General features: G+C 56.8%; 19 protein-coding genes. 6 read left to right on the top strand and 13 right to left on the bottom strand.

Features of this window, described 5'->3' with window-relative positions:
• Positions 1-24: 24 nt before the first annotated feature.
• Positions 25-1,278, bottom strand: a complete 1,254-nt coding sequence (locus ACHH0Z_RS14930) for an MFS transporter (protein ID WP_045408282.1) — start codon at positions 1,276-1,278, stop codon at positions 25-27.
• 121 nt (positions 1,279-1,399) lie between these two features.
• Here ACHH0Z_RS14930 and ACHH0Z_RS14925 point away from each other — a divergent pair, with 121 nt between their 5' ends.
• The 3 genes from ACHH0Z_RS14925 (at position 1,400) to bioD (ending at position 4,473) form a co-directional block, all read left to right on the top strand.
• A complete protein-coding gene (locus ACHH0Z_RS14925; RefSeq protein WP_023292581.1) occupies positions 1,400-2,332 on the top strand; it encodes a LysR family transcriptional regulator in 933 nt (310 codons plus the stop codon).
• Between the two features lie 94 nt (positions 2,333-2,426).
• Positions 2,427-3,647 carry a sugar metabolism global transcriptional regulator Mlc gene (mlc, locus tag ACHH0Z_RS14920; RefSeq protein WP_045408285.1) on the top strand — a complete coding sequence of 407 codons (1,221 nt, stop codon included), beginning with the start codon at positions 2,427-2,429 and terminating at the stop codon, positions 3,645-3,647.
• 130 nt (positions 3,648-3,777) lie between these two features.
• The gene (gene bioD, locus ACHH0Z_RS14915) at positions 3,778-4,473 is read left to right on the top strand and encodes a dethiobiotin synthase (RefSeq protein ID WP_008502446.1); all 696 of its coding nucleotides are present in this window, start codon (positions 3,778-3,780) and stop codon (positions 4,471-4,473) included.
• Here the strand turns inward: bioD and clcB are convergent.
• From clcB to ACHH0Z_RS14880, 7 genes are all read right to left on the bottom strand, one after another.
• Positions 4,408-5,718 (bottom strand): voltage-gated ClC-type chloride channel ClcB, encoded by a 1,311-nt coding sequence (gene clcB / locus ACHH0Z_RS14910; protein ID WP_063453369.1) that lies wholly within the window; start codon positions 5,716-5,718, stop codon positions 4,408-4,410. The two genes, bioD and clcB, sit on opposite strands and share 66 nt — an antisense overlap.
• A 102-nt stretch (positions 5,719-5,820) precedes the next feature.
• Positions 5,821-6,969, bottom strand: coding sequence for an osmoprotectant ABC transporter ATP-binding protein OsmV (osmV, locus tag ACHH0Z_RS14905; protein ID WP_008502444.1), 1,149 nt, complete (start codon positions 6,967-6,969; stop codon positions 5,821-5,823).
• The gene (osmW, locus tag ACHH0Z_RS14900; RefSeq protein WP_014169860.1) at positions 6,969-7,616 is read right to left on the bottom strand and encodes an osmoprotectant ABC transporter permease OsmW; all 648 of its coding nucleotides are present in this window, start codon (positions 7,614-7,616) and stop codon (positions 6,969-6,971) included. Before osmW ends, osmV begins: the two co-directional genes overlap by 1 nt.
• Positions 7,617-7,624: 8 nt before the next feature.
• The gene (gene osmX / locus ACHH0Z_RS14895) at positions 7,625-8,524 is read right to left on the bottom strand and encodes an osmoprotectant ABC transporter substrate-binding protein OsmX (RefSeq protein ID WP_045408287.1); all 900 of its coding nucleotides are present in this window, start codon (positions 8,522-8,524) and stop codon (positions 7,625-7,627) included.
• Positions 8,525-8,542: 18 nt separating this feature from the next.
• A complete protein-coding gene (gene osmY / locus ACHH0Z_RS14890) occupies positions 8,543-9,253 on the bottom strand; it encodes an osmoprotectant ABC transporter permease OsmY (RefSeq protein WP_025911451.1) in 711 nt (236 codons plus the stop codon).
• Between the two features lie 276 nt (positions 9,254-9,529).
• Entirely contained in the window at positions 9,530-10,267 is a 738-nt protein-coding gene (locus ACHH0Z_RS14885) for a YoaK family protein (protein WP_045408290.1), read from the bottom strand.
• A 159-nt stretch (positions 10,268-10,426) separates the two neighbouring features.
• A complete protein-coding gene (locus tag ACHH0Z_RS14880) occupies positions 10,427-11,050 on the bottom strand; it encodes a glutathione S-transferase family protein (protein ID WP_045408293.1) in 624 nt (207 codons plus the stop codon).
• A 427-nt stretch (positions 11,051-11,477) separates the two neighbouring features.
• On the opposite strand from ACHH0Z_RS14880, the gene ACHH0Z_RS14875 reads away from it, so the two are divergent.
• On the top strand, positions 11,478-11,933 hold the full coding sequence (locus ACHH0Z_RS14875; protein ID WP_045408296.1) for a hypothetical protein: 456 nt from the start codon (positions 11,478-11,480) through the stop codon (positions 11,931-11,933).
• A gap of 43 nt (positions 11,934-11,976) precedes the next feature.
• On the opposite strand, the gene ACHH0Z_RS14870 is transcribed toward ACHH0Z_RS14875, so the two are convergent.
• The 5 genes from ACHH0Z_RS14870 to ACHH0Z_RS14850 form a co-directional block, all read right to left on the bottom strand.
• Positions 11,977-12,387: an SgcJ/EcaC family oxidoreductase gene (locus ACHH0Z_RS14870; protein WP_045408298.1), complete on the bottom strand. Its 411-nt coding sequence runs from the start codon at positions 12,385-12,387 to the stop codon at positions 11,977-11,979.
• 283 nt (positions 12,388-12,670) lie between these two features.
• Complete coding sequence (locus ACHH0Z_RS14865; RefSeq protein ID WP_045408301.1) at positions 12,671-13,366, bottom strand: hypothetical protein; 696 nt, start codon at positions 13,364-13,366, stop codon at positions 12,671-12,673.
• 512 nt (positions 13,367-13,878) lie between these two features.
• Positions 13,879-14,094, bottom strand: coding sequence for a DUF6500 family protein (locus ACHH0Z_RS14860; RefSeq protein ID WP_045408304.1), 216 nt, complete (start codon positions 14,092-14,094; stop codon positions 13,879-13,881).
• A gap of 95 nt (positions 14,095-14,189) precedes the next feature.
• On the bottom strand, positions 14,190-14,501 hold the full coding sequence (locus ACHH0Z_RS14855) for a YebG family protein (protein ID WP_023292565.1): 312 nt from the start codon (positions 14,499-14,501) through the stop codon (positions 14,190-14,192).
• A gap of 70 nt (positions 14,502-14,571) precedes the next feature.
• On the bottom strand, positions 14,572-14,925 hold the full coding sequence (locus ACHH0Z_RS14850; protein ID WP_025911432.1) for a helix-turn-helix domain-containing protein: 354 nt from the start codon (positions 14,923-14,925) through the stop codon (positions 14,572-14,574).
• Positions 14,926-15,262: 337 nt separating this feature from the next.
• On the opposite strand from ACHH0Z_RS14850, the gene ACHH0Z_RS14845 reads away from it, so the two are divergent.
• Both ACHH0Z_RS14845 and oqxB read left to right on the top strand, forming a co-directional pair.
• Positions 15,263-16,438, top strand: coding sequence for an efflux RND transporter periplasmic adaptor subunit (locus tag ACHH0Z_RS14845; RefSeq protein WP_021241209.1), 1,176 nt, complete (start codon positions 15,263-15,265; stop codon positions 16,436-16,438).
• Positions 16,439-16,462: 24 nt separating this feature from the next.
• Positions 16,463-19,618 carry a multidrug efflux RND transporter permease subunit OqxB gene (oqxB, locus tag ACHH0Z_RS14840; protein ID WP_021241210.1) on the top strand — a complete coding sequence of 1,052 codons (3,156 nt, stop codon included), beginning with the start codon at positions 16,463-16,465 and terminating at the stop codon, positions 19,616-19,618.
• Positions 19,619-19,650 lie beyond the last annotated feature (32 nt).

Below are 19,650 nucleotides of genomic sequence, written 5' to 3'. Positions count from 1 at the left end.
CAATATCGGCTTTTCAATACAATGTTAATGCAGACGTTTATGCAGGCTTCCCCCCACCAGCAACGCCGCGCACAGCATCAACGCAATAAACCCGCCCACGCCGTTCCAGCCGTAGCTATGCCAGAACACGCCGCCGAGCGTCCCGGCGATGCTGGACCCCAGGTAATAGCTAAACAGATAAAGAGACGATGCCTGGCCCTTGGCGCGACGCGCGTGCGGGCCAATCCAGCTGCTGGCGACCGAGTGGGCGGCGAAAAAACCCGCGGAGAAGAGCAGCATGCCGGCAAAAATCAGCCACAGGGAGGAGAAGAGGGTCAGCAGCAGGCCGACCAGCATCACCGTCGTGAAGAACAGCATGACCGGGCCGCGGCCATAGCGGGCGGTCATTGCTCCGGCCTTCGGTGAACTCCACGTTCCGGTCAAATACGCAACCGAGAGTAAACCGACAAGAGCCTGGCTCAGATGCCACGGCGAGAGCATCAGGCGATAGCCAATATAGTTAAACAGCGTGACGAACGAGCCCATCAGCAGGAAGCCGGTCAGGAACAGGCGCGGCAGCCCCTTGTCGCGCCAGTGCAGGCGGAAGTTGATAAACAGCGTTTTCGGGCGCAGCGATGTCGGGCGGAAATGACGCGATTCCGGCAGAATTTTCCAGAACATCAGGGCAGAAGCCAGTGCGAAACAGCCGATGACCGCCAGCGCAATACGCCAGCTAAAGAAGTCCGTGAATACCCCGCTCAGCAGACGTCCGCTCATCCCGCCAATCGAGTTCCCGCTGATGTATAGCCCCATAGAGAAGGCAACAAAGCTCGGGTGGATCTCCTCGCTGAGGTAGGTCATCCCGACCGCCGCCACGCCGCTGAGCGAGAGCCCAATCAGCGCGCGCATCACCAGGATGCCGTGCCAGCTGGTCATCATGGTCGAGAGTAGCGTACAGACCGAGGCCAGCATCAGCGCGGTTACCATCACCTGTTTACGGCCGATGGCGTCGGACAGCGGCCCGGTAAAGAGCAGGCCAACCGCCAGCATGCCGGTTGAAATAGAGAGGGATACGCTGCTGCTGGCGGGTGAAACGCCAAACTCATGGGAGAGCACGGGCAGGATCGGCTGAACGCAATAGAGCAGGGCGAAGGTCGCCAGACCGGCGGAGAAGAGCGCCAGCGTGACGCGCATAAATTGGGGGGTACCACGTTTAATGAACTGAACCGGCTGCGATGTTGCAGGTAAATCATCGATATCGCTCGCCGGATCGATATCAATGGCAGTTGTACGACTCACACAGTTTCCTTGCTTAAACATCCCCGTGATTTCTGGTGACGGGTATGACCACCTGATAAGGGTAGGAAAATGTAAATATTCTGTCTAATATATTAATAATCTCAAATGATACTTTAGAAATATGAATATCGAGCTGCGTCATCTCCGCTATTTTGTCGCCGTCGCCGAAGAGCTGCATTTTGGCCGCGCGGCGGCGCGGCTGAACATCTCTCAGCCGCCCTTAAGCCAGCAGATTCAGATCCTGGAGCAGCAGGTCGGGGCGCGCCTTCTGGCCCGCACCAACCGCAGCGTGAGCCTGACGGCGGCGGGTAAGCAGTTTCTCATCGACAGCCGACAAATTCTGAGCATGGTCGAGGACGCCGCCGCCCGGGCAGAACGGCTCTATCTCGGGGAGGCCGGAGAGTTGCGCATCGGGTTTACCTCGTCGGCACCGTTTATCAGCGCCGTCTCGGAAACCCTGTCGTCATTCCGTCGCCATTTCCCGGATGTTCATATCCAGACGCGCGAAATCAACACCCGCGAGCAGATCGCGCCGCTCAATGAAGGTTCGCTGGATCTGGGGCTGATGCGTAATACCCAGCTGCCGGACTCGCTGGCGTGGGAGGTGATCCTGCGCGAGCCGCTGATGGCCATGATCCCGCACGATCACCCGCTGGCGTCGCGTCCGGCGGTTTCGCTGGCAGAGCTGGCAAACGAGCCGTTTGTCTTTTTTGACCCGCAGGTCGGAACGGGTCTGTATGACGATATCCTGGGGCTGATGCGCCGCTACGATCTTGCCCCGGTCATCACCCAGGAAGTCGGGGAAGCGATGACCATTATCGGCCTGGTCGCCGCAGGACTGGGGGTGTCTATTCTTCCGGCCTCCTTTAAACGGGTACAACTGCGCGAAATGCGTTGGGTGACCATCGCCGAAGAGGATGCCGTTTCAGAGATGTGGCTGGTCTGGGCAAAACATCGCGAACAGAGCCATGCCGCGCAGCGCTTCAAACAGCAGTTGATGAACGCCTCCGCCGGGCGGCATTTTCAGGGAAAAGTGGGCAAAAATGTGCAGTAAATCACATGGCTAAGTAAATATTTGACGGCAGCCCTGCAAGTGCTTCACCATAGCCAACAGTTTATTTCGAAGCTCGAAAATAAGGGAGTACGAGGTGGTCGCTGATAGTCAGCCAGGGCATATTGATCAGATTAAGCAGACCAACGCTGGCGCGGTGTATCGCCTGATTGATCAGCTTGGTCCGGTTTCGCGTATCGATCTCTCGCGCCTGGCACAGCTGGCACCCGCCAGTATTACCAAGATTGTCCGCGAGATGCTGGAAGCGCACCTGGTTCAGGAGACGGAAATTCAGGAGCCGGGCAGCCGTGGCCGTCCGGCAGTCGGGCTGGTGGTGGAGACGGAAGCCTGGCACTACCTGTCGCTGCGCATCAGCCGGGGGGAGATCTTCCTTGCGCTGCGCGATCTCAGCAGCAAGCTGGTGGTGGAAGACCGTCTTGATCTGCCGCTCAACGCTGAGGAACCGCTCCTCGACGCGATTGTTTCGCATATCGATCGCTTCTTTATTCGTCACCAGCAGAAGCTTGAACGCTTAACGGCGATTGCCATCACCATGCCGGGGATTATTGATACCGAAAATGGCATTGTTCACCGCATGCCGTTTTACGACGATGTTAAAGAGATGCCGCTGGGCGAAGTGCTGAAAAACCATACCGGCGTGCCGGTCTATATTCAGCATGACATCAGCGCCTGGACCATGGCGGAGGCGCTGTTCGGCGCGTCACGCGGGGCGAGGGATGTGATTCAGGTAGTTATCGATCATAACGTCGGGGCAGGCGTCATTACCGACGGACGTCTTCTCCACGCCGGAAGCAGCAGTCTGGTGGAAATTGGCCATACCCAGGTCGACCCATACGGTAAGCGCTGCTACTGCGGGAACCACGGCTGTCTGGAGACCATTGCCAGCGTGGAAAGCGTGCTGGAGCTGGCGCAGGTCAGGCTCAGTCAGTCCATGAGCTCCTCGCTGCACGGACAACCCCTCACGGTGGATTCTCTCTGCGTCGCGGCGCGTCAGGGCGATCTGCTGGCGAAGGACATCATTACCGGGGTGGGGAATAACGTTGGCCGCATTCTGGCGATTATGGTGAACCTCTTCAACCCGCAAAAAATCCTTATTGGCTCACCGCTGAGCCAGGCGGCGGAGATCCTCTTCCCGGCGATTACGGCCTGCATTCAGCAGCAGTCGCTTCCCGCCTACAGCCGGAACATTGCGGTAGAAAGTACCCAGTTTTCCAATCAGGGCACGATGGCCGGCGCGGCGCTGGTCAAAGATGCCATGTATAACGGCTCGCTGTTGATCCGCCTGTTACAGGGTTAACTCTTTTTTGCAGATGTAAGAAAAATTGCGCTATCTCAAGCCGGGTAGCGCACGCATCCCGTAGACTTCCTCCACTGAATTATTTACCTGGTTTATATTTTCGAAGCATACCCAAGAGGTGGAGTGAGTCATGCTTAAGCGTTTCTTTGTTACTGGTACAGATACCTCTGTCGGCAAGACCGTTGTATCCCGCGCATTGCTGCAGGCGCTGGCAGCAAGCGGTAAACGCGTGGCAGGGTACAAACCGGTCGCAAAAGGGAGTAAAGAGACGCCAGAGGGATTGCGTAATAAAGACGCCCTGGTACTGCAAAGCGTCTCGTCACTGGAACTGCCTTATCACGCGATCAATCCTATTGCGTTAAGCGAAGAGGAGAGCAGCGTGGCGCACAGCGGCCTGATTAATTACCCTCTGCTGTCCAACGGTCTGGCGAGCCTGTGCGAGAAGGTCGATCATGTGGTGGTGGAAGGCACGGGCGGCTGGCGCAGCCTGATGAACGATCTGCGCCCGCTGTCGGAATGGGTGGTGCAGGAACAGCTTCCGGTGGTGATGGTGGTGGGGATCCAGGAAGGGTGCATCAACCATGCGCTGCTGACGGCGCAGGCGATTGCCAATGACGGCCTGCCGCTGGTTGGCTGGGTGGCCAACCGCATCAACCCTGGTCTGGCGCACTATGCGGAGATCATCGACGTGCTGAGCACCAAACTACCCGGACCGCTGGTGGGTGAACTGCCTTATCTGCCTCGCGCCGAGCAGCGCGAGCTAGCGCAGTACATCGATCTCTCTGCCCTCAGTGGCGTGTTGACCGTAGATCGAGTCGTGGCGTAACGTCCGCGACAGCACGGACGCCAGCACGCAGGCGACCAGCAAACCGGGCAGTAAAAAATATTGCCCGGTCATTTCACAGACCATCAGCGCCGACATAATGGGCGCATGCGTGGTCGCGGCGAGTAGCGTCGCCATCCCCGCCAGCCCAAGCAGAATCGCCGTCTCAGCGCCCGGCAGCCACAGCGCGAAAAGCTGTGCAAACAGCATCCCTGTCGCCATGCCGACAAACAGCGTGGGCGTGAACACCCCGCCCGGCGCGCCCGATCCGCTGCTCGCCAGCACCGCCAGCAGTTTACAGATAAAGACGCCTGCAACGATCGACAGCAGCGGTGGGGCGAGCAGAAAAGCCTGCACCACGCTATAGCCGTTCCCCCACACCTTCGGCGTCAGAAGAGACAGCAGCCCGACGATCGCACCGCCGAGCGCCAGCTGCCACGGCGGCGAAAGCTTAAGGCGCAGGAACAGCCCGTGGCTGAACGCCATCAGCCACATCAGCAGCGGTCCGCAAAGACCCGCCAGCAGCCCCATGGCGACCAGCAGGGCATAATCAGTTGCGGTGAGTGTGCCGCTCAAATGGACCGCGTAGAGCGTGCCGGTTCCCGGCGCCAGGAGCTGCGTGGTGAGAAGCGCCACTACCGCCGCGATAACCACGGGCCCGAGCGAGGCCAGCATCAGGGTGCCAAACAGAATCTCCGCAATGAACAGGCTTCCGGCTAACGGAGCATGGTAGGCGCTGGCCATCCCGGCCGCGGCGCCGCAGGCGATCCATAACTTCCATTCAGATTTGGGCGTAAAGCGCCGGGCAAAAAAGGAGGCGGCGAGGGCGGCAAGCAGGATCATCGCCCCTTCACGCCCGATGGCGCTTCCGCTGGCCACGACCAGCAGCGAGGCAAGGGATTTCACCAGGCTGGCGCCGTAATCAAACTGACCGTCGCCGGTCTCCAGCGCTTCCATATAATCGGTGGGGGCATGAGGCCGCTGGGCGGTCAGCCGTTGCCATCCCCATAGTAACAGTCCCGCAGCCAGCCCGCCCAGCGCGGGCGTCAGCGCGCGCCGCCAGGGTGAGAGCGACGCGGCGGCATTCACCAGGCTGCCGCTGTCGTTGCTGAGAAGCAACCACTCCAGCAGATACATGCTGTGGCGGAACACCGCAACGGCCAGCGCGGCCAGCACGCCGGTGACGGTAGCAATCAGCAGTCGACGAAACATCGCGCGGATGTCGGGGTACGTATGAAGACGTTGCATGGGTCGCGAGTAAACGGGAAAGATACAATATTGTGGCGGGAAATCGCGGGGTTAGCAAAAGGTATGCGTGCGGAAAAGCCGGGCGATGCCCGGCCGGAAAGATTAGCTCTCGCTATGTATATTCAACGCCCGACGCGTACGACCTGAACTGAGATACTCGGCTATATAGTCCTGAGAAATCTCGCCGTTGTAGCGCCCGTCCTCATCCACGATCGGCATCCAGCTGGTGTTGCTCTCATACAGGCGTGACAGCACCACGCGCAGGTTGTCTTCGGCTTTGCCGGTCATGCGGAACGGATGCAGGATGTCGGCGCAGGTGCCGCTGGCGTTACGCGCTTCGCGACGCTTCACAAAGCCCAGCGGTTTACCGTGCTCGTCCACTACGGTGATGGCGCGGATATCGTTATCATCCATGGTGGCAAAGGCCTCTGGAAGCGGGGTAGAGCCACGTACCGTGATAGTGGGCTGCTGGTCGGTGACGTCTCCGGCGGAGACCAGCAGCAGGCGCTTCAGCGTGCGGTCCTGACCGACAAACGAGCCGACAAACTCGTTCGCCGGTTTCGCCAACAGCTCATCAGGGCTGGCGCACTGGACGATTTTCCCCTGACGGAACACCGCAATACGGTCGCCAAGCTTCAGGGCTTCATCGATGTCGTGGCTGACCAGCATAACGGTTTTTTTCAGCTTGCGCTGCATCTCGAGGAACTGGTTCTGGATCACCTCGCGGTTGATCGGGTCCACCGCGCCGAAGGGCTCATCCATCAGCAGCACCGGAGGATCCGCCGCCAGGGCGCGGATCACGCCGATGCGCTGCTGCTGGCCGCCGGACATCTCGCGCGGGTAGCGATTCAGGAACTTATGCGGATCCAGCGCCACCATATCCATTAGCTCTTCGGCGCGGGTTTTACAGCGTGCTTTATCCCAGCCCAGCATGCGCGGTACGACGGTGATGTTCTCTTCGATGGTCATGTTCGGGAACAGGCCAATCTGCTGGATCACGTAGCCAATGTTGCGGCGCAGGGTGACGGTGTCCATCCCGCTGGTGTCTTCGCCGTTGATCAGGATCGTCCCGCTGCTCGGCGTAATGAGGCGGTTAATCATCTTCAGGGTGGTGGTCTTCCCGCAGCCGGACGGGCCGAGCAGGACGCACATTTCCCCTTCGGGCACGTTCAGGTTGACGTTGTCGACGGCCTTGAAGGTCTGGCCGTGCTTCTGTGAAAAGTGTTTGGTGAGGTTTTCCAGTTTTATCATTATCGAATCCCCTTTGGAGTCAGAACCACCTGCAGACGGTGCAGCAACCAGTCGAGCACAATCGCTAAAAGACAAATCATCAGCGCGCCCGCAATCAACATGCGGATATCGCTTCCGCCGATGCCGTTAAGCAGCAGCAGGCCCAGACCGCCCGCGCCGATCACCGCGGCAATCGCCATCACGCCGATGTTCATCACCACGGCGGTGCGGATCCCGCCGAAAATCACCGGCAGCGCCATCGGAATTTCGACCCAGCGCAGGCGCTGCCAGAAGGTCATGCCGATGCCGCGCCCGGCTTCGCGCAGGCCCGGAGGCAGGCTGTCGAGCGCGGTGTGGGTGTTGCGCACAATCGGCAGCAGCGAGTAGAGAAACACCGCCGTGATCGCGGGCAGGGCGCCAATCCCCTGACCGATCAGCGAAAACAGCGGGATCATCAGGCCAAACAGCGCAATGGACGGAATGGTCAGCACGATGGTGGCAATCCCCAGCACCGGCGTCGCCAGCCACTTGTGGCGAACAATCAGAATGCCGAGCGGGACGCCGATGAGAATGGCTAAACCTACGGCCAGCGCCACCAGCCACAGATGCTGCAGCGTCAGGGTTAACAGGTAGTCCCAGTTGTCCAGAATGTAGTGAATCGTCTCCATAGCGCCTCCTACAGCAGCTGTTTGCTACGCAGGAAATCACGGGCGACCTGCTGCGGTGACTGATGGTCGATATCCACCTTCTTGTTCAGTTCGGTGATAACGTCGTTGTTGAGCTGGGCCGAGAGGGTGTTCAGCGCCTCTTCCAGGCCGGGGTTGGCCTCCAGCGTGTCCTTACGGACTACCGGGGTGACAGCATAGCTCGGGAAGAAGCCTTTATCATCCTCCAGCACCTTGAGGTCGAAGCCCTTCACGCGCCCGTCGGTGGTATAAATCAGCCCGGCGTCGACGAAACCGTCGCGCACCGCGTTATAGACCAGACCGGGGTCCATCTGACGGATCTGCGGGCGGTCCAGGTCCATCTTATAGGCGGCCTGAAGCGGCTTCATGCCGTCGCTGCGCCCGGCAAATTCCAGGTCTAAGCCCAGCAGACAGTTTTTGTCCGGGGTGGTTTTTCGGATCTGCTCAATCTTCGCCACCATGTCCGACATGGTGTTGATATGCTCTGCCTCGGCGCGCTTGCGCTGCATGGCGAACGCATAGGTGTTGTTCATGTCGGCGGGCTTGAGCCAGACCAGACCGTGCTTCGCGTCCAGACGTTTCACCGTCTCGTAAGACTCCTCTGGCGACATGCGCTTGTTGATGTGGTTAAAGATGATTAATGACGTGCCGGTGTACTCCCAGGTCATGTCAATCTGCTTGTTGATCATCGCGTTGCGGGAGATCACCGTGGCGATATTGGTTTGCGGCTGCACCTGAAAGCCTTTCTTTTGCAGGTACTGCACGGTCATCGCCGAGAGAATGTGCTGCTCGGTAAAGCTCTTGGTCGCCAGAATCAGCGGGGCCGCAATGGTCTGGCCGGTGAACAGCGCCGCGGCACACAGCGCCGCCAGGCTGGATATCAGTCTCATAAAAGCTCCTTGTTATTGTTATCGAGCGAGATGGGGACTCATCACGCGACCCAGCGCCGCCAGCAGGGTATCGAGGATCAGGGCGAACAGGGCGGTGGCCGCCGCGCCGAGGATCAGGGTCGGGAAATCGTTCAGGTAAATGCCCGGGAAAATCAGCTCGCCGTAGCTGCTGGCACCGATCAGGAACGCCAGCGGTGCGGTACCGACGTTAATGGCGGTGGCGATGCGGATCCCCGAGAGCATGACCGGCCAGGCGGCAGGCAGCTCAACCTGGCGCAGACGCTGCCATTTGGTCATCCCGATGCCGTTTGCCGCTTCCAGCAGCGACGGCGGGACCGAGCACAGCCCGGCATAGGTGTTGCGCACGATCGGCAGCAGCGAGGCGAGGAACAGGGCGATGATGGCCGGCGTATCGCCAATACCAATCACCACCATCGCCAGCGCCAGCACGGCCAGCGGCGGCAGCGTGTTGCCGACGTTGAAGATTTGCATCACATATTCGGCGATACCCCGCGCGGCCGGGCGGCTCAGCAGAATACCGGCCGGAATACCCACCAGCAGGGCAAAGAACATTGATGAGAAAACCAGAATCATATGCTGTTGCCCGAGATAGATCAGGTCAACCTGACGCGCTCTGAGGGTCTCCAGCCCGATCCCCCAGACGAGGAGGGCGAGAACCACGATAATGGCGCCGACAAACAGCAGCGAACGTTTGAGTAATGGGTGCATTGCGGTGTGTCTCCCTGTGCGCATGCGTTATAGCAACCACCGGTTGCCTGTTGTTATGCCATGTTTCGGCAGGGGTAATTGACCTATAGCAAGCGTTTGGGAAGGGTTCCAGCGAAGGGGGAAAATCAGTAACCCTATGAAACTAGTGGCAACCTGAGGTCAGGCCTTATGGCATAAGGCCTGATTGTGGGGCGGGCAGAATAGTCCTAAAGCGAATCTTTAGATGTGACAGTGTCACATCTAAAGGGCTTTTATGCCGATTACAGGTCATTACCTTCATAGAGGGGCGCGAACCCGTCGAACCCGCGACGAGACGGTGATAATTGAGACGGTGGCGACAACCGCGAGCATCACGCCCAGCGCCAGCATAGCGTTGAAGCCAATCCATCTGAACAGCAGCAGCCCCGCAATACCGCCCGTAATGAACGAAAACAGGGTGGTTAAGTGGGTTTTTAGCTGGCTTTTTTGCGCCGCCGTATCTTTGGAGTAATCCCTGCGCAGCATCGCCACCATGACGGAGGCCAGGGAAATCCCCGCGTCCGTTAGCGTGCCGGTAATGTGCGTCGATCTTACCCGTCCGCCGGAAAGCTGCGTGGAGGTGGAATTATGAATGCCCATCAGAAAGCAGAGAAAAAGAATAATCTCGCGATTGCTGGTGAGCGCATGGAAATACATTTCGTAGAAGGAAACGCCGGTCAGTAATATCCCCTCGACAAAAAGGATCTGGCAAAAAACCAGCCTGACGTTATGGATAATTCCCCATATGACGATCGTGCGCGCAATAATGGCGCCAGCCACAAAAGAGAGAATTATCGAGCCGAAGAAAATCATATCGCTCAGATCGGTAGAAGAAACTTCGCTGGATAACTGTGAGGTGTTGCCGGTCATTTGTGAGGGGAAAAAACCAAATGCCCCGAGGGCGATGGCGTTCAGCAAACCTGCTGAGGTCGCCAGCCAGAGAGCAAGCTGGCGATCCTCCTGGTGCGTTCGTTCTTTCTTGAGTTTAATCAGCAAGAATACCTCCGGGTTGAGCTTTGCCTGACTATTCAGGCTAGCAAAGCGGTGCAACGGGCTGTCCAGGATATGGCTTAATTATTATTCCCTCTGACGACAATCAGGGTTTCGTAATTAAATAAAACAGCCTCGTTGCGGTATTCATTCAGGCATTAAGTTTTATATCATGCCGTTATTGCCGTGACGCAAAAATGCCGGACGCTGGTTGAGTCGCTCGAACCAGGCCTCAATGGCGGGGACGTCTGGCTTATCAAACGGCGTCATTTTCCAGCGATTCACCGACAGCCCAAGCACCACGTCCGCGAGGGTAAACGTTTCGCCCGCCGCAAAGGACCCGGTGCGCTGCAGCTGGTTTTCCAGAATGGTGACGCAGTGGTTCCACTCTTTGATTCCCGCCGCAATGCGCTCAGGGTCGTTAAAGTCCGGGTTTTTACGCCCCAGCGCCGGGAAGACATAGCGCCAGGCGTTGTTAAATTCAGTGGCCTGCCAGTCCATCCAGCGCTCAACGTTGGCGCAGGCCTGCGGTTCTGCGGGCAGCAGATCGTGACGTTCGGTCTTGCGCGCCAGATAACGGCAGATGGAATTGGACTCCCACAGCACGAAATCACCGTCAATCAGCACCGGCACCATGGCGTTGGGGTTCAGGGCGCGAAAGGCATTCGTTTCCGTCGAGGCAAAACCGCTGCCGTAATCTTCCTGCTGATAGGCTATGCCCGCTTCTTCGCAGGTCCAGAGCACTTTACGAACGTTGATGGAGGTGGTTTTGCCGAGGATGGTGATCATTGCGCAGGTGTCCTTTAGAGGATGTTATTGTTTAAAAACAATACACCAGTTGCACGGGTGAGGTTGGGGCAAAATTTGGTGGGTCGTGCTCTGACTGGCCCCGGTGAACGTTTCTGGAAGGCGCCTCGCAAACCGCAAAGTAACCTTATGAAATTCAGCGTTATGTCTTTTCCTCTACGGGGCGCGGTCGTAAAGTGCCTGCGTTGCGGCACATCCGCAATCGGGCGTAGGAACCCGCATCTACAGAGCGATATTTATATGTCGCGACAGCGCCGATCTCGTTAAAATTGTGGTGGCGCTGACGGAGCAGCCGCAAGGCTGGCCGTTTTCTCTGTGGGCGGTATTCCTACCTCTGTCAGCGCTACCCCCTCGAGCGTAGGAACTCATCGGGTGGTTCACCCAATTTATACACTGAGGATGCCTTACGATGGCTACTATCCCAACCCTGACTTATCTTCCATCTGACGAAAACGTCATTCTGCAACTTATCTCCCGACCGCTTCCGGCCGATGCCGATCTCTTTGACGTCGCCGACAACTGCGCCGCGCTGGTGAGCGTACTGGTCGAAACCGATGATGTCGAGAGCCGTACTGCGCTGTGCGAGCGTCTCCTTGAGGCTCTGCGCAGGCTGCGCGCACTCTGCGATGCCGATCTTCCGCCATACCTGATTGAACAGTTGATCATGGGTGAGAAAACCAACTCCTGCGTGCCCGACTGCTGGCAGGACACCTTAACGCAGGTGGACTATGTTCTGGCGCTGACGCAAGCCGTTATGGGGGGAACGCTGCCCGCTCACGTAGTGAAGGAGCTGACAGGCCTGCTGCACGATATGGTGTGGCTGCTGGCTGAGTTTGTGAAGGAGCCGCGCATTACTGCGCATTAAGGGGCTGGCGTGGAGGGGCGGCAGCGCCCCTTTGAAAGTGTGATTAACGCGATCGGTTCCCGGTATCCAGAAGCGACGTGCCGTAGGAGTTGTCGATAGTACAAAGCCAGCGACCGTCGCTTTCCTGCCGAAAAACATAGGTCGCGCGGCGCGACATTTCCGTTTTTCCACCCTGACCATCAGGAAAACGCAGAACGGTTTCCATGATAACGAGGGCATTGTCACCGCCTTGGATCACCTGCATCTCTCCTTGTTCCACAATCAATTGGTCCTGGAAATAATCCGAGATGGCAACAAACGCGCTGCGGATGTTGTCTTTGCCTTTAACAACCATTCCGGGCTTGACCACCAGAGCTGCATCTTCGGCGTAGTGTTTCATCAGCGCGTCATAGTTTTTGGTGGTGATGGCGCGATCGCAGGATTCGATTATCTGGCGTAGCGGGTGTGGGGTCATGCGTATTTTCTCAGAGAGGGGGAAAGCGTATTAACTTAACAGTCTGGCGTGTTTGTATAGCTACCAGGTTTTGTGGTTGGTGGCGTTGTGTGGGAGGTAATGTTAGGTCTGCTAAGAGCGAGGAGCGCAAGCTGGCTGCCGAAGCCGTGGCGATTCATGATGTGCAATAAGATGAGTAGAATCACTTTTTAGTATCTGAATCTGGTTGGACCGTATATATTTATCCCGCAACTCTATTGCTCGTGATTTAACTGTAAAAGCCAAGACTGGGAAACTCACCTTTCTATTTTTTTGAATTCACAATCACTGGCTGTTCACTAAACACACTTCTATTTAAAGTAAACCTATAGCATTCATTGTTGTTTCTTCTTAGATACATCACTCCCCATTGCTTTACTCCACAATCAGATATAAATGACGCATCCGACAAGATAGCTATCTTTGCGATATAACCTGAAGATATAGCGGCAAGTAAGAACGGTATTGCTACAACAATCACCAGAGATTGAAGTATGGTAACAAACCTGACAAAGATTGATTGCTCATAATAAACTTTTGCCCGTTCGGGGAGGAAGCCAACAACGTTACCAGTAATCATGCCTACTGCACTGGATATGCCGGCGACAAGCACCAAGAAGAAGTACAGAATACAAACAGAAATAGGGATAGCAACAACGGCAGGGGAATATTTCAAATACTCCTCATCGACACCATAAATCACACTAAGCATTTTTAGCGTCAATATATATGAAATAAACCATATCACAACATTATAAAACTTAATAGAAACTGTGCTTTTTATTATTTTTTTCAGCATATATCTTTCTGGATATAGCTTATATAAGTTGTAGATGAACAAAACTGAAAATGCGATAAAAACATGCTTGAACTCCAGAAGCAGCAGCCCAGTCGCGACAACTCCTAACGATAGCAAAAAAACCTTTGTTTTCTCTCTCATGACCTCATCCTTATCATTCATAGTAAATTTCCATCAGGGCTTTATGAACAGCAGACATGTAAAATTAAAAAATACGCCTCCAATTGTATATCTTCCCATTTTATTGTTTGGTTTTAAATTATTACGTGGCTAAGAGTTTGGTTTGAAGTGTTCACCTGACAGTTCTCCCTTTGTATAGGAATGTTAACAACTTCCGCTCCTGGCACAAAGCGGACCTCACCAGTAACAAAATTACCCTACTAGCGGCAACGTAACGTCAGAGACACGGGGGAGGCAGCACAACGCGCGGTAAGAAGCGGGCACACGGGCGCAGGATCAGATGCTCTCATCCAGTGCTCTGTCGGAGAGCGTCCTGTTATTCAGGATGGGTATCCCATTTCTGGTTTTACTGATGAGAGCAGGACGTTAAACGTCGCCTCTATGCACCCAGGCGTTACGCACGCAGCGACGATTGGCAAAGTGGTCTCATAGCAGTTATGCGACGGGCAGAGCAATCCAATCCCGCAATGTTACCGGCATCTCGCTTTACAGCGTTACATCGCAGAAACGAGCTTTCTGATCTTTTCAGCCTTTTCAAAATGGTCCAGCTTCATCTCCATAATCCACCAGTGCGCCACTTCCATAAGCAGTTCCGGATCGTCATTTTTATTAGCAAAAAAAGCATAAAACGAAAGCCCAACATCGCTTCCCTTAGCTGCGATTTTTGCATCACAGATCCTGATGATCTTTTCCTTCATTCCTTGCCGCACGCCATTTCCTTTACTCTTTTCATGTTCAGGATAAAAAAAGCCGCAAGCAGAAGTCTGTTTACGGCTACAGGATCGTTAATAACGTTTTCTGACAATCAGGCCGCTTTCACAGCCCTGATTTTTTTCGTGTCAGCCGCATCGGATTCTGTTTTATCAGCAGCAGCAGTGAGATCGGGAAGCTTGCTGGTACGCAGAATATGCTGCACGGTCTCTTTCTGCTCGGCGAGATACAGGCCAAGATTTTCAGCCTGCGTTTCATCCATCTGCATTCCGCTTTGCAACAGCCAGTCGGTGAACGCGTCGGCCATATCGAGCAGCTTGTCGTGAGCGTCAGCCTCTTTCTTACTGGCAAATGTCATTTTCTCTTCACCTTTTCTTACGACAACAAATTTTGTTTCGACAGCCATCGTGCACCTCGTTATACTGTATTTATATACAGTATAACAGCAACAAATCGACGTTGCAGCAAAATATGCATTACTGGCGAAGCTGCTGTGTTTCCGGGCCACCCATACTGCGTCGCCATGCCCCAGGCGCCTGACCATACTGACGCTTAAAGCTGCGGTTGAAGGACTGCTGGGAGTCAAAGCCCAGCGCGATCGCCACGTTCAGAATCGGTTCATCGCTGTGGGATAACCGCTCAACCGATTTTTGCAGCTTTTGCGCGCGAATATACCCGGCGAGGGGATAGCCCGTATGCTCTTTGAACAGGCGCTGGAGGTGCCATTTTGAGTAGCCGGAACGCCTGGCGACGGTCTCAATGTCCAGGCGGCTGTCCAGGTTGTTGTCGATCCAGTCGAGTAAATCATGCATAAATGCGCCAGTGTTCATCTGGTTACCCCCACGCAGCGGATGAAAAAGTATCTTTGTCTGTTGCATTTAAAGGTGGCGCGTTTTTGCAGTAATTGCAAGTTTTATTGTTGCATTTAAATCCCTGACCGAAACGGGTCTTTTCACATCCACTCAAATAGCACATAAAGTGCAACAATTATTCTTGCACTTAGTTAAGCGCCTTCCTACAATCGCCGCGAATAGTGTATTCGCAACTGTTACAGTTTTGTGGCGATGAACGACACAAATGGCCTTAAGACAGCCCCCGGACAAAGGAAGTGGCGCGGTGCCTCCTGCTGCGTCTTGCCCGGTGGCGACAATTATCGGAATAAAAATAATGAGCCTGCAAAAAACCTGGGGTAATTCTCATCTGAGCGCGCTGGGGGCCATGTTGCTCTCCGTGCTGCTCGTCGGATGCGATAACAGCGTCGCGCAAAATGCCGCGCCACCTGCGCCTGCCGTGAGTGCCGCTGACGTGGTGGTGAAATCGATTAGCCAGTGGGATAGCTTTAACGGCCGGATTGAAGCGGTGGAGAGCGTTCAGCTGCGCCCGCGCGTGTCTGGCTACATTGATAAGGTGAATTACACCGACGGCCAGGAAGTGAAAAAGGGCGAGGTGCTGTTCACCATTGATGACCGTACCTATCGCGCCGCGCTGGAACAGGCGCAGGCGAACCTGGCGAGAGCTAAAACGCAGGCCAGCCTGGCGCAAAGTGAGGCTAACCGTACCGATAAGCTGATCAATACCCATCTGGTCTCACGGGAAGAGTGGGAGCAGCGCCGCTCGGCTGCCGTTCAGGCGCAGGCCGACATTCGCGCCGCGCAGGCGGCGGTTGACGCAGCCCAGCTCAACCTGGACTTCACCAAAGTGACCGCGCCTATCGATGGTCGCGCCAGCCGGGCGCTGATCACCAGCGGGAACCTGGTGACTGCGGGCGATACCGCCAGCGTCCTCACCACGCTGGTCTCGCAGAAGACGGTGTACGTCTACTTTGACGTGGACGAGTCAACCTACCTTCACTATCAAAACCTGGCCCGCAGCGGGCAGGGGGCGTCCAGCAATCACACGGCGTTGCCGGTTGAGATTGGCCTGACGGGCGAGGAGGGCTATCCCCATCAGGGCAAAGTGGATTTCCTGGATAACCAGCTCACGCCGAGTACCGGGACCATCCGCATGCGCGCGCTGCTGGATAACTCACAGCGTCAGTTTACGCCGGGACTGTTTGCCCGCGTACGCCTGCCGGGCAGCGCGGAGTTCAAAGCCACGCTTATCGACGACAAGGCGGTGCTGACCGATCAGGATCGTAAATACGTCTATATCGTCGATAAAGAGGGGAAAGCGCAGCGTCGCGACATTACGCCGGGTCGTCTGGCAGACGGTTTACGCATTGTGCGGCAGGGGCTGAACCCTGGCGACAAAGTCATCGTCGAGGGTTTACAGAAAGTGTTTATGCCGGGTATGCCGGTTAACGCCAAAACCGTTGCCATGACCGCCAGCGCCGCCCTCAACTGATCCCTTGACCTGAGAATCCAACCCATGGACTTTTCCCGCTTTTTCATCGACAGGCCGATCTTTGCTGCCGTCCTGTCGATTCTGATTTTTATCACAGGGTTAATCGCCATCCCGCTGCTGCCGGTGAGCGAATACCCTGACGTCGTGCCGCCAAGCGTGCAGGTGCGCGCCGAGTACCCGGGCGCCAACCCGAAAGTGATTGCCGAGACCGTGGCGACGCCGCTGGAAGAGGCGATCAACGGCGTTGAGAACATGATGTACATGAAATCCGTCGCGGGCTCGGACGGCGTGCTGGTGACCACCGTGACCTTCCGTCCGGGGACTGACCCGGATCAGGCGCAGGTTCAGGTGCAGAACCGCGTCGCGCAGGCCGAAGCGCGTCTGCCGGAGGACGTGCGGCGTCTGGGCATTACCACCCAGAAGCAGTCGCCCACGCTGACGCTGGTGGTGCATCTGTTTTCGCCAAACGGTAAGTACGATTCGCTGTATATGCGCAACTACGCCACGCTGAAGGTGAAGGATGAGCTGGCGCGCCTGCCCGGCGTCGGCCAGATCCAGATTTTCGGCTCCGGCGAGTACGCGATGCGCGTCTGGCTGGACCCTAATAAAGTGGCGGCGCGCGGGCTGACCGCCTCGGACGTGGTCACGGCGATGCAGGAGCAAAACGTACAGGTCTCCGCCGGTCAGCTTGGCGCCGAGCCGCTGCCTAAAGAGAGCGACTTCCTGATCTCCATTAACGCCCAGGGCCGCCTGCATACCGAAGAAGAGTTTGGCAATATTGTCCTGAAAACAACGCAGGACGGTACGGTCGTCCGCCTGCGCGACGTGGCGCGGATTGAAATGGGCTCCGGGAGCTATGCGCTGCGTTCCCAGCTGAACAATAAAGACGCGGTCGGGATTGGTATCTTCCAGTCGCCGGGGGCGAACGCCATCGATCTGTCTAACGCGGTGCGCGCGAAAATGGACGAACTGTCCACGCGCTTCCCGGCAGACATGAAGTGGGCGGCACCTTACGATCCGACGGTCTTTGTGCGTGATTCGATCCGTGCGGTGGTGCAGACGCTGCTGGAAGCCGTGGTGCTGGTCGTGCTGGTGGTCATTCTGTTCCTGCAAACCTGGCGCGCGTCGATCATTCCGCTGATCGCGGTGCCGGTGTCGGTGGTGGGTACTTTCAGCATTCTCTACCTGCTGGGCTTCTCGCTGAATACCCTCAGCCTGTTCGGCTTGGTGCTCGCCATCGGTATCGTGGTGGACGACGCCATCGTGGTGGTGGAAAACGTCGAGCGAAATATCGAAGAGGGGCTTGCGCCGCTTGCGGCCGCGCACCAGGCGATGCGTGAAGTGTCCGGGCCGATTATCGCGATTGCGCTGGTGCTGTGCGCGGTGTTTGTGCCGATGGCGTTTCTGTCGGGCGTTACCGGTCAGTTCTACAAGCAGTTTGCGGTGACGATCGCGATATCGACGGTGATTTCAGCGATTAACTCGCTGACGCTCTCTCCGGCGCTGGCGGCACTGCTGTTAAAGCCCCACGGCGCGCCGAAAGATTTCCCGACCCGGCTTATCGACCGTCTGTTCGGCTGGATTTTCCGTCCGTTTAACCGCTTTTTCCTCCGCAGCTCAAACGGCTATCAGGGGCTGGTGGGCAAAACGCTGGGACGGCGCGGCGCGGTATTCGTGGTTTACCTGCTGCTGCTTTGTGCCGCAGGCGTCATGTTTAAAGCGGTACCCGGCGGGTTTATTCCCACGCAGGACAAGCTGTACCTGATTGGCGGCGTGAAAATGCCGGAAGGCTCCTCGCTGGCCCGCACCGATGCGGTGATCCGCAAAATGAGCGAAATCGGGATGAATACCGAAGGCGTGGATTATGCGGTCGCGTTTCCGGGGCTGAACGCGCTGCAGTTCACCAATACGCCGAATACCGGAACGGTCTTCTTTGGCCTGAAGCCGTTCGACCAGCGTAAACATTCCGCTGCGGAAATTAACGCGGAAATTAACGCGAAAATCGCGCAAATCCAGCAGGGCTTTGGCTTCTCCATTCTGCCGCCGCCGATTTTAGGGCTGGGTCAGGGGTCGGGCTATTCCCTGTACATTCAGGATCGCGGTGGTCTGGGCTATGGCGCGCTGCAAAACGCGGTGAACACCATGTCCGGTGCAATCATGCAGACGCCGGGGATGCATTTCCCGATCTCAACCTACCAGGCTAACGTGCCGCAGCTGGACGTCCAGGTTGACCGCGACAAGGCGAAAGCGCAGGGCGTGTCGCTGACCGATCTTTTCGGGACGCTGCAAACCTATCTGGGCTCGTCGTACGTCAATGATTTCAACCAGTTCGGGCGTACCTGGCGCGTGATGGCGCAGGCCGACGGGCAGTTCCGCGACAGCGTGGAAGATATTGCGAATCTGCGCACCCGTAACAGCCAGGGCGAAATGGTGCCGATTGGCAGTATGGTGAACATCACGACCACCTACGGGCCGGATCCGGTGATCCGTTACAACGGCTACCCGGCGGCGGACCTGATTGGCGATGCCGACCCGCGCGTGCTCTCATCAGCGCAGGCGATGACGCAGCTGGACGCGATGTCTAAGCAGATCCTGCCGAACGGGATGAACATTGAATGGACGGATCTGAGCTTCCAACAGGCCACCCAGGGCAACACGGCGCTGATCGTCTTCCCGGTCGCGGTCCTGCTGGCGTTCCTGGTCCTGGCGGCGCTGTATGAAAGCTGGACGCTGCCGCTGGCGGTGATCCTCATCGTGCCGATGACGATGCTCTCCGCGCTGTTTGGCGTCTGGCTGACCGGGGGCGATAACAACGTCTTCGTGCAGGTGGGGCTGGTGGTGCTGATGGGGCTGGCCTGTAAAAACGCCATTCTTATCGTGGAGTTTGCCCGCGAGCTGGAAATTCAGGGTAAAGGCATCATGGAGGCCGCGCTGGAGGCGTGCCGCCTGCGTTTACGCCCGATTGTGATGACCTCCATCGCCTTTATTGCCGGGACCATTCCGCTGATCCTCGGCCACGGCGCGGGTGCGGAAGTACGCGGCGTCACCGGGATCACGGTATTCTCCGGTATGCTGGGGGTGACGCTGTTTGGTCTGTTCCTGACGCCGGTGTTCTACGTGACGCTGCGTAAGTTCGTCACGCGCGGCAAAAAAGAGGAAAGGGACGTGCTGCCCGCGTAGGGACGTTGCTGATAATAAAAAACCGCCTTCAC

The sequence above is a fragment of the Enterobacter cloacae complex sp. 2024EL-00227 genome, assembly GCF_043945315.1.
Taxonomy (GTDB): Bacteria; Pseudomonadota; Gammaproteobacteria; order Enterobacterales; family Enterobacteriaceae; genus Enterobacter; species Enterobacter roggenkampii.
This window is presented reverse-complemented; position numbering and strand designations above follow the sequence as displayed.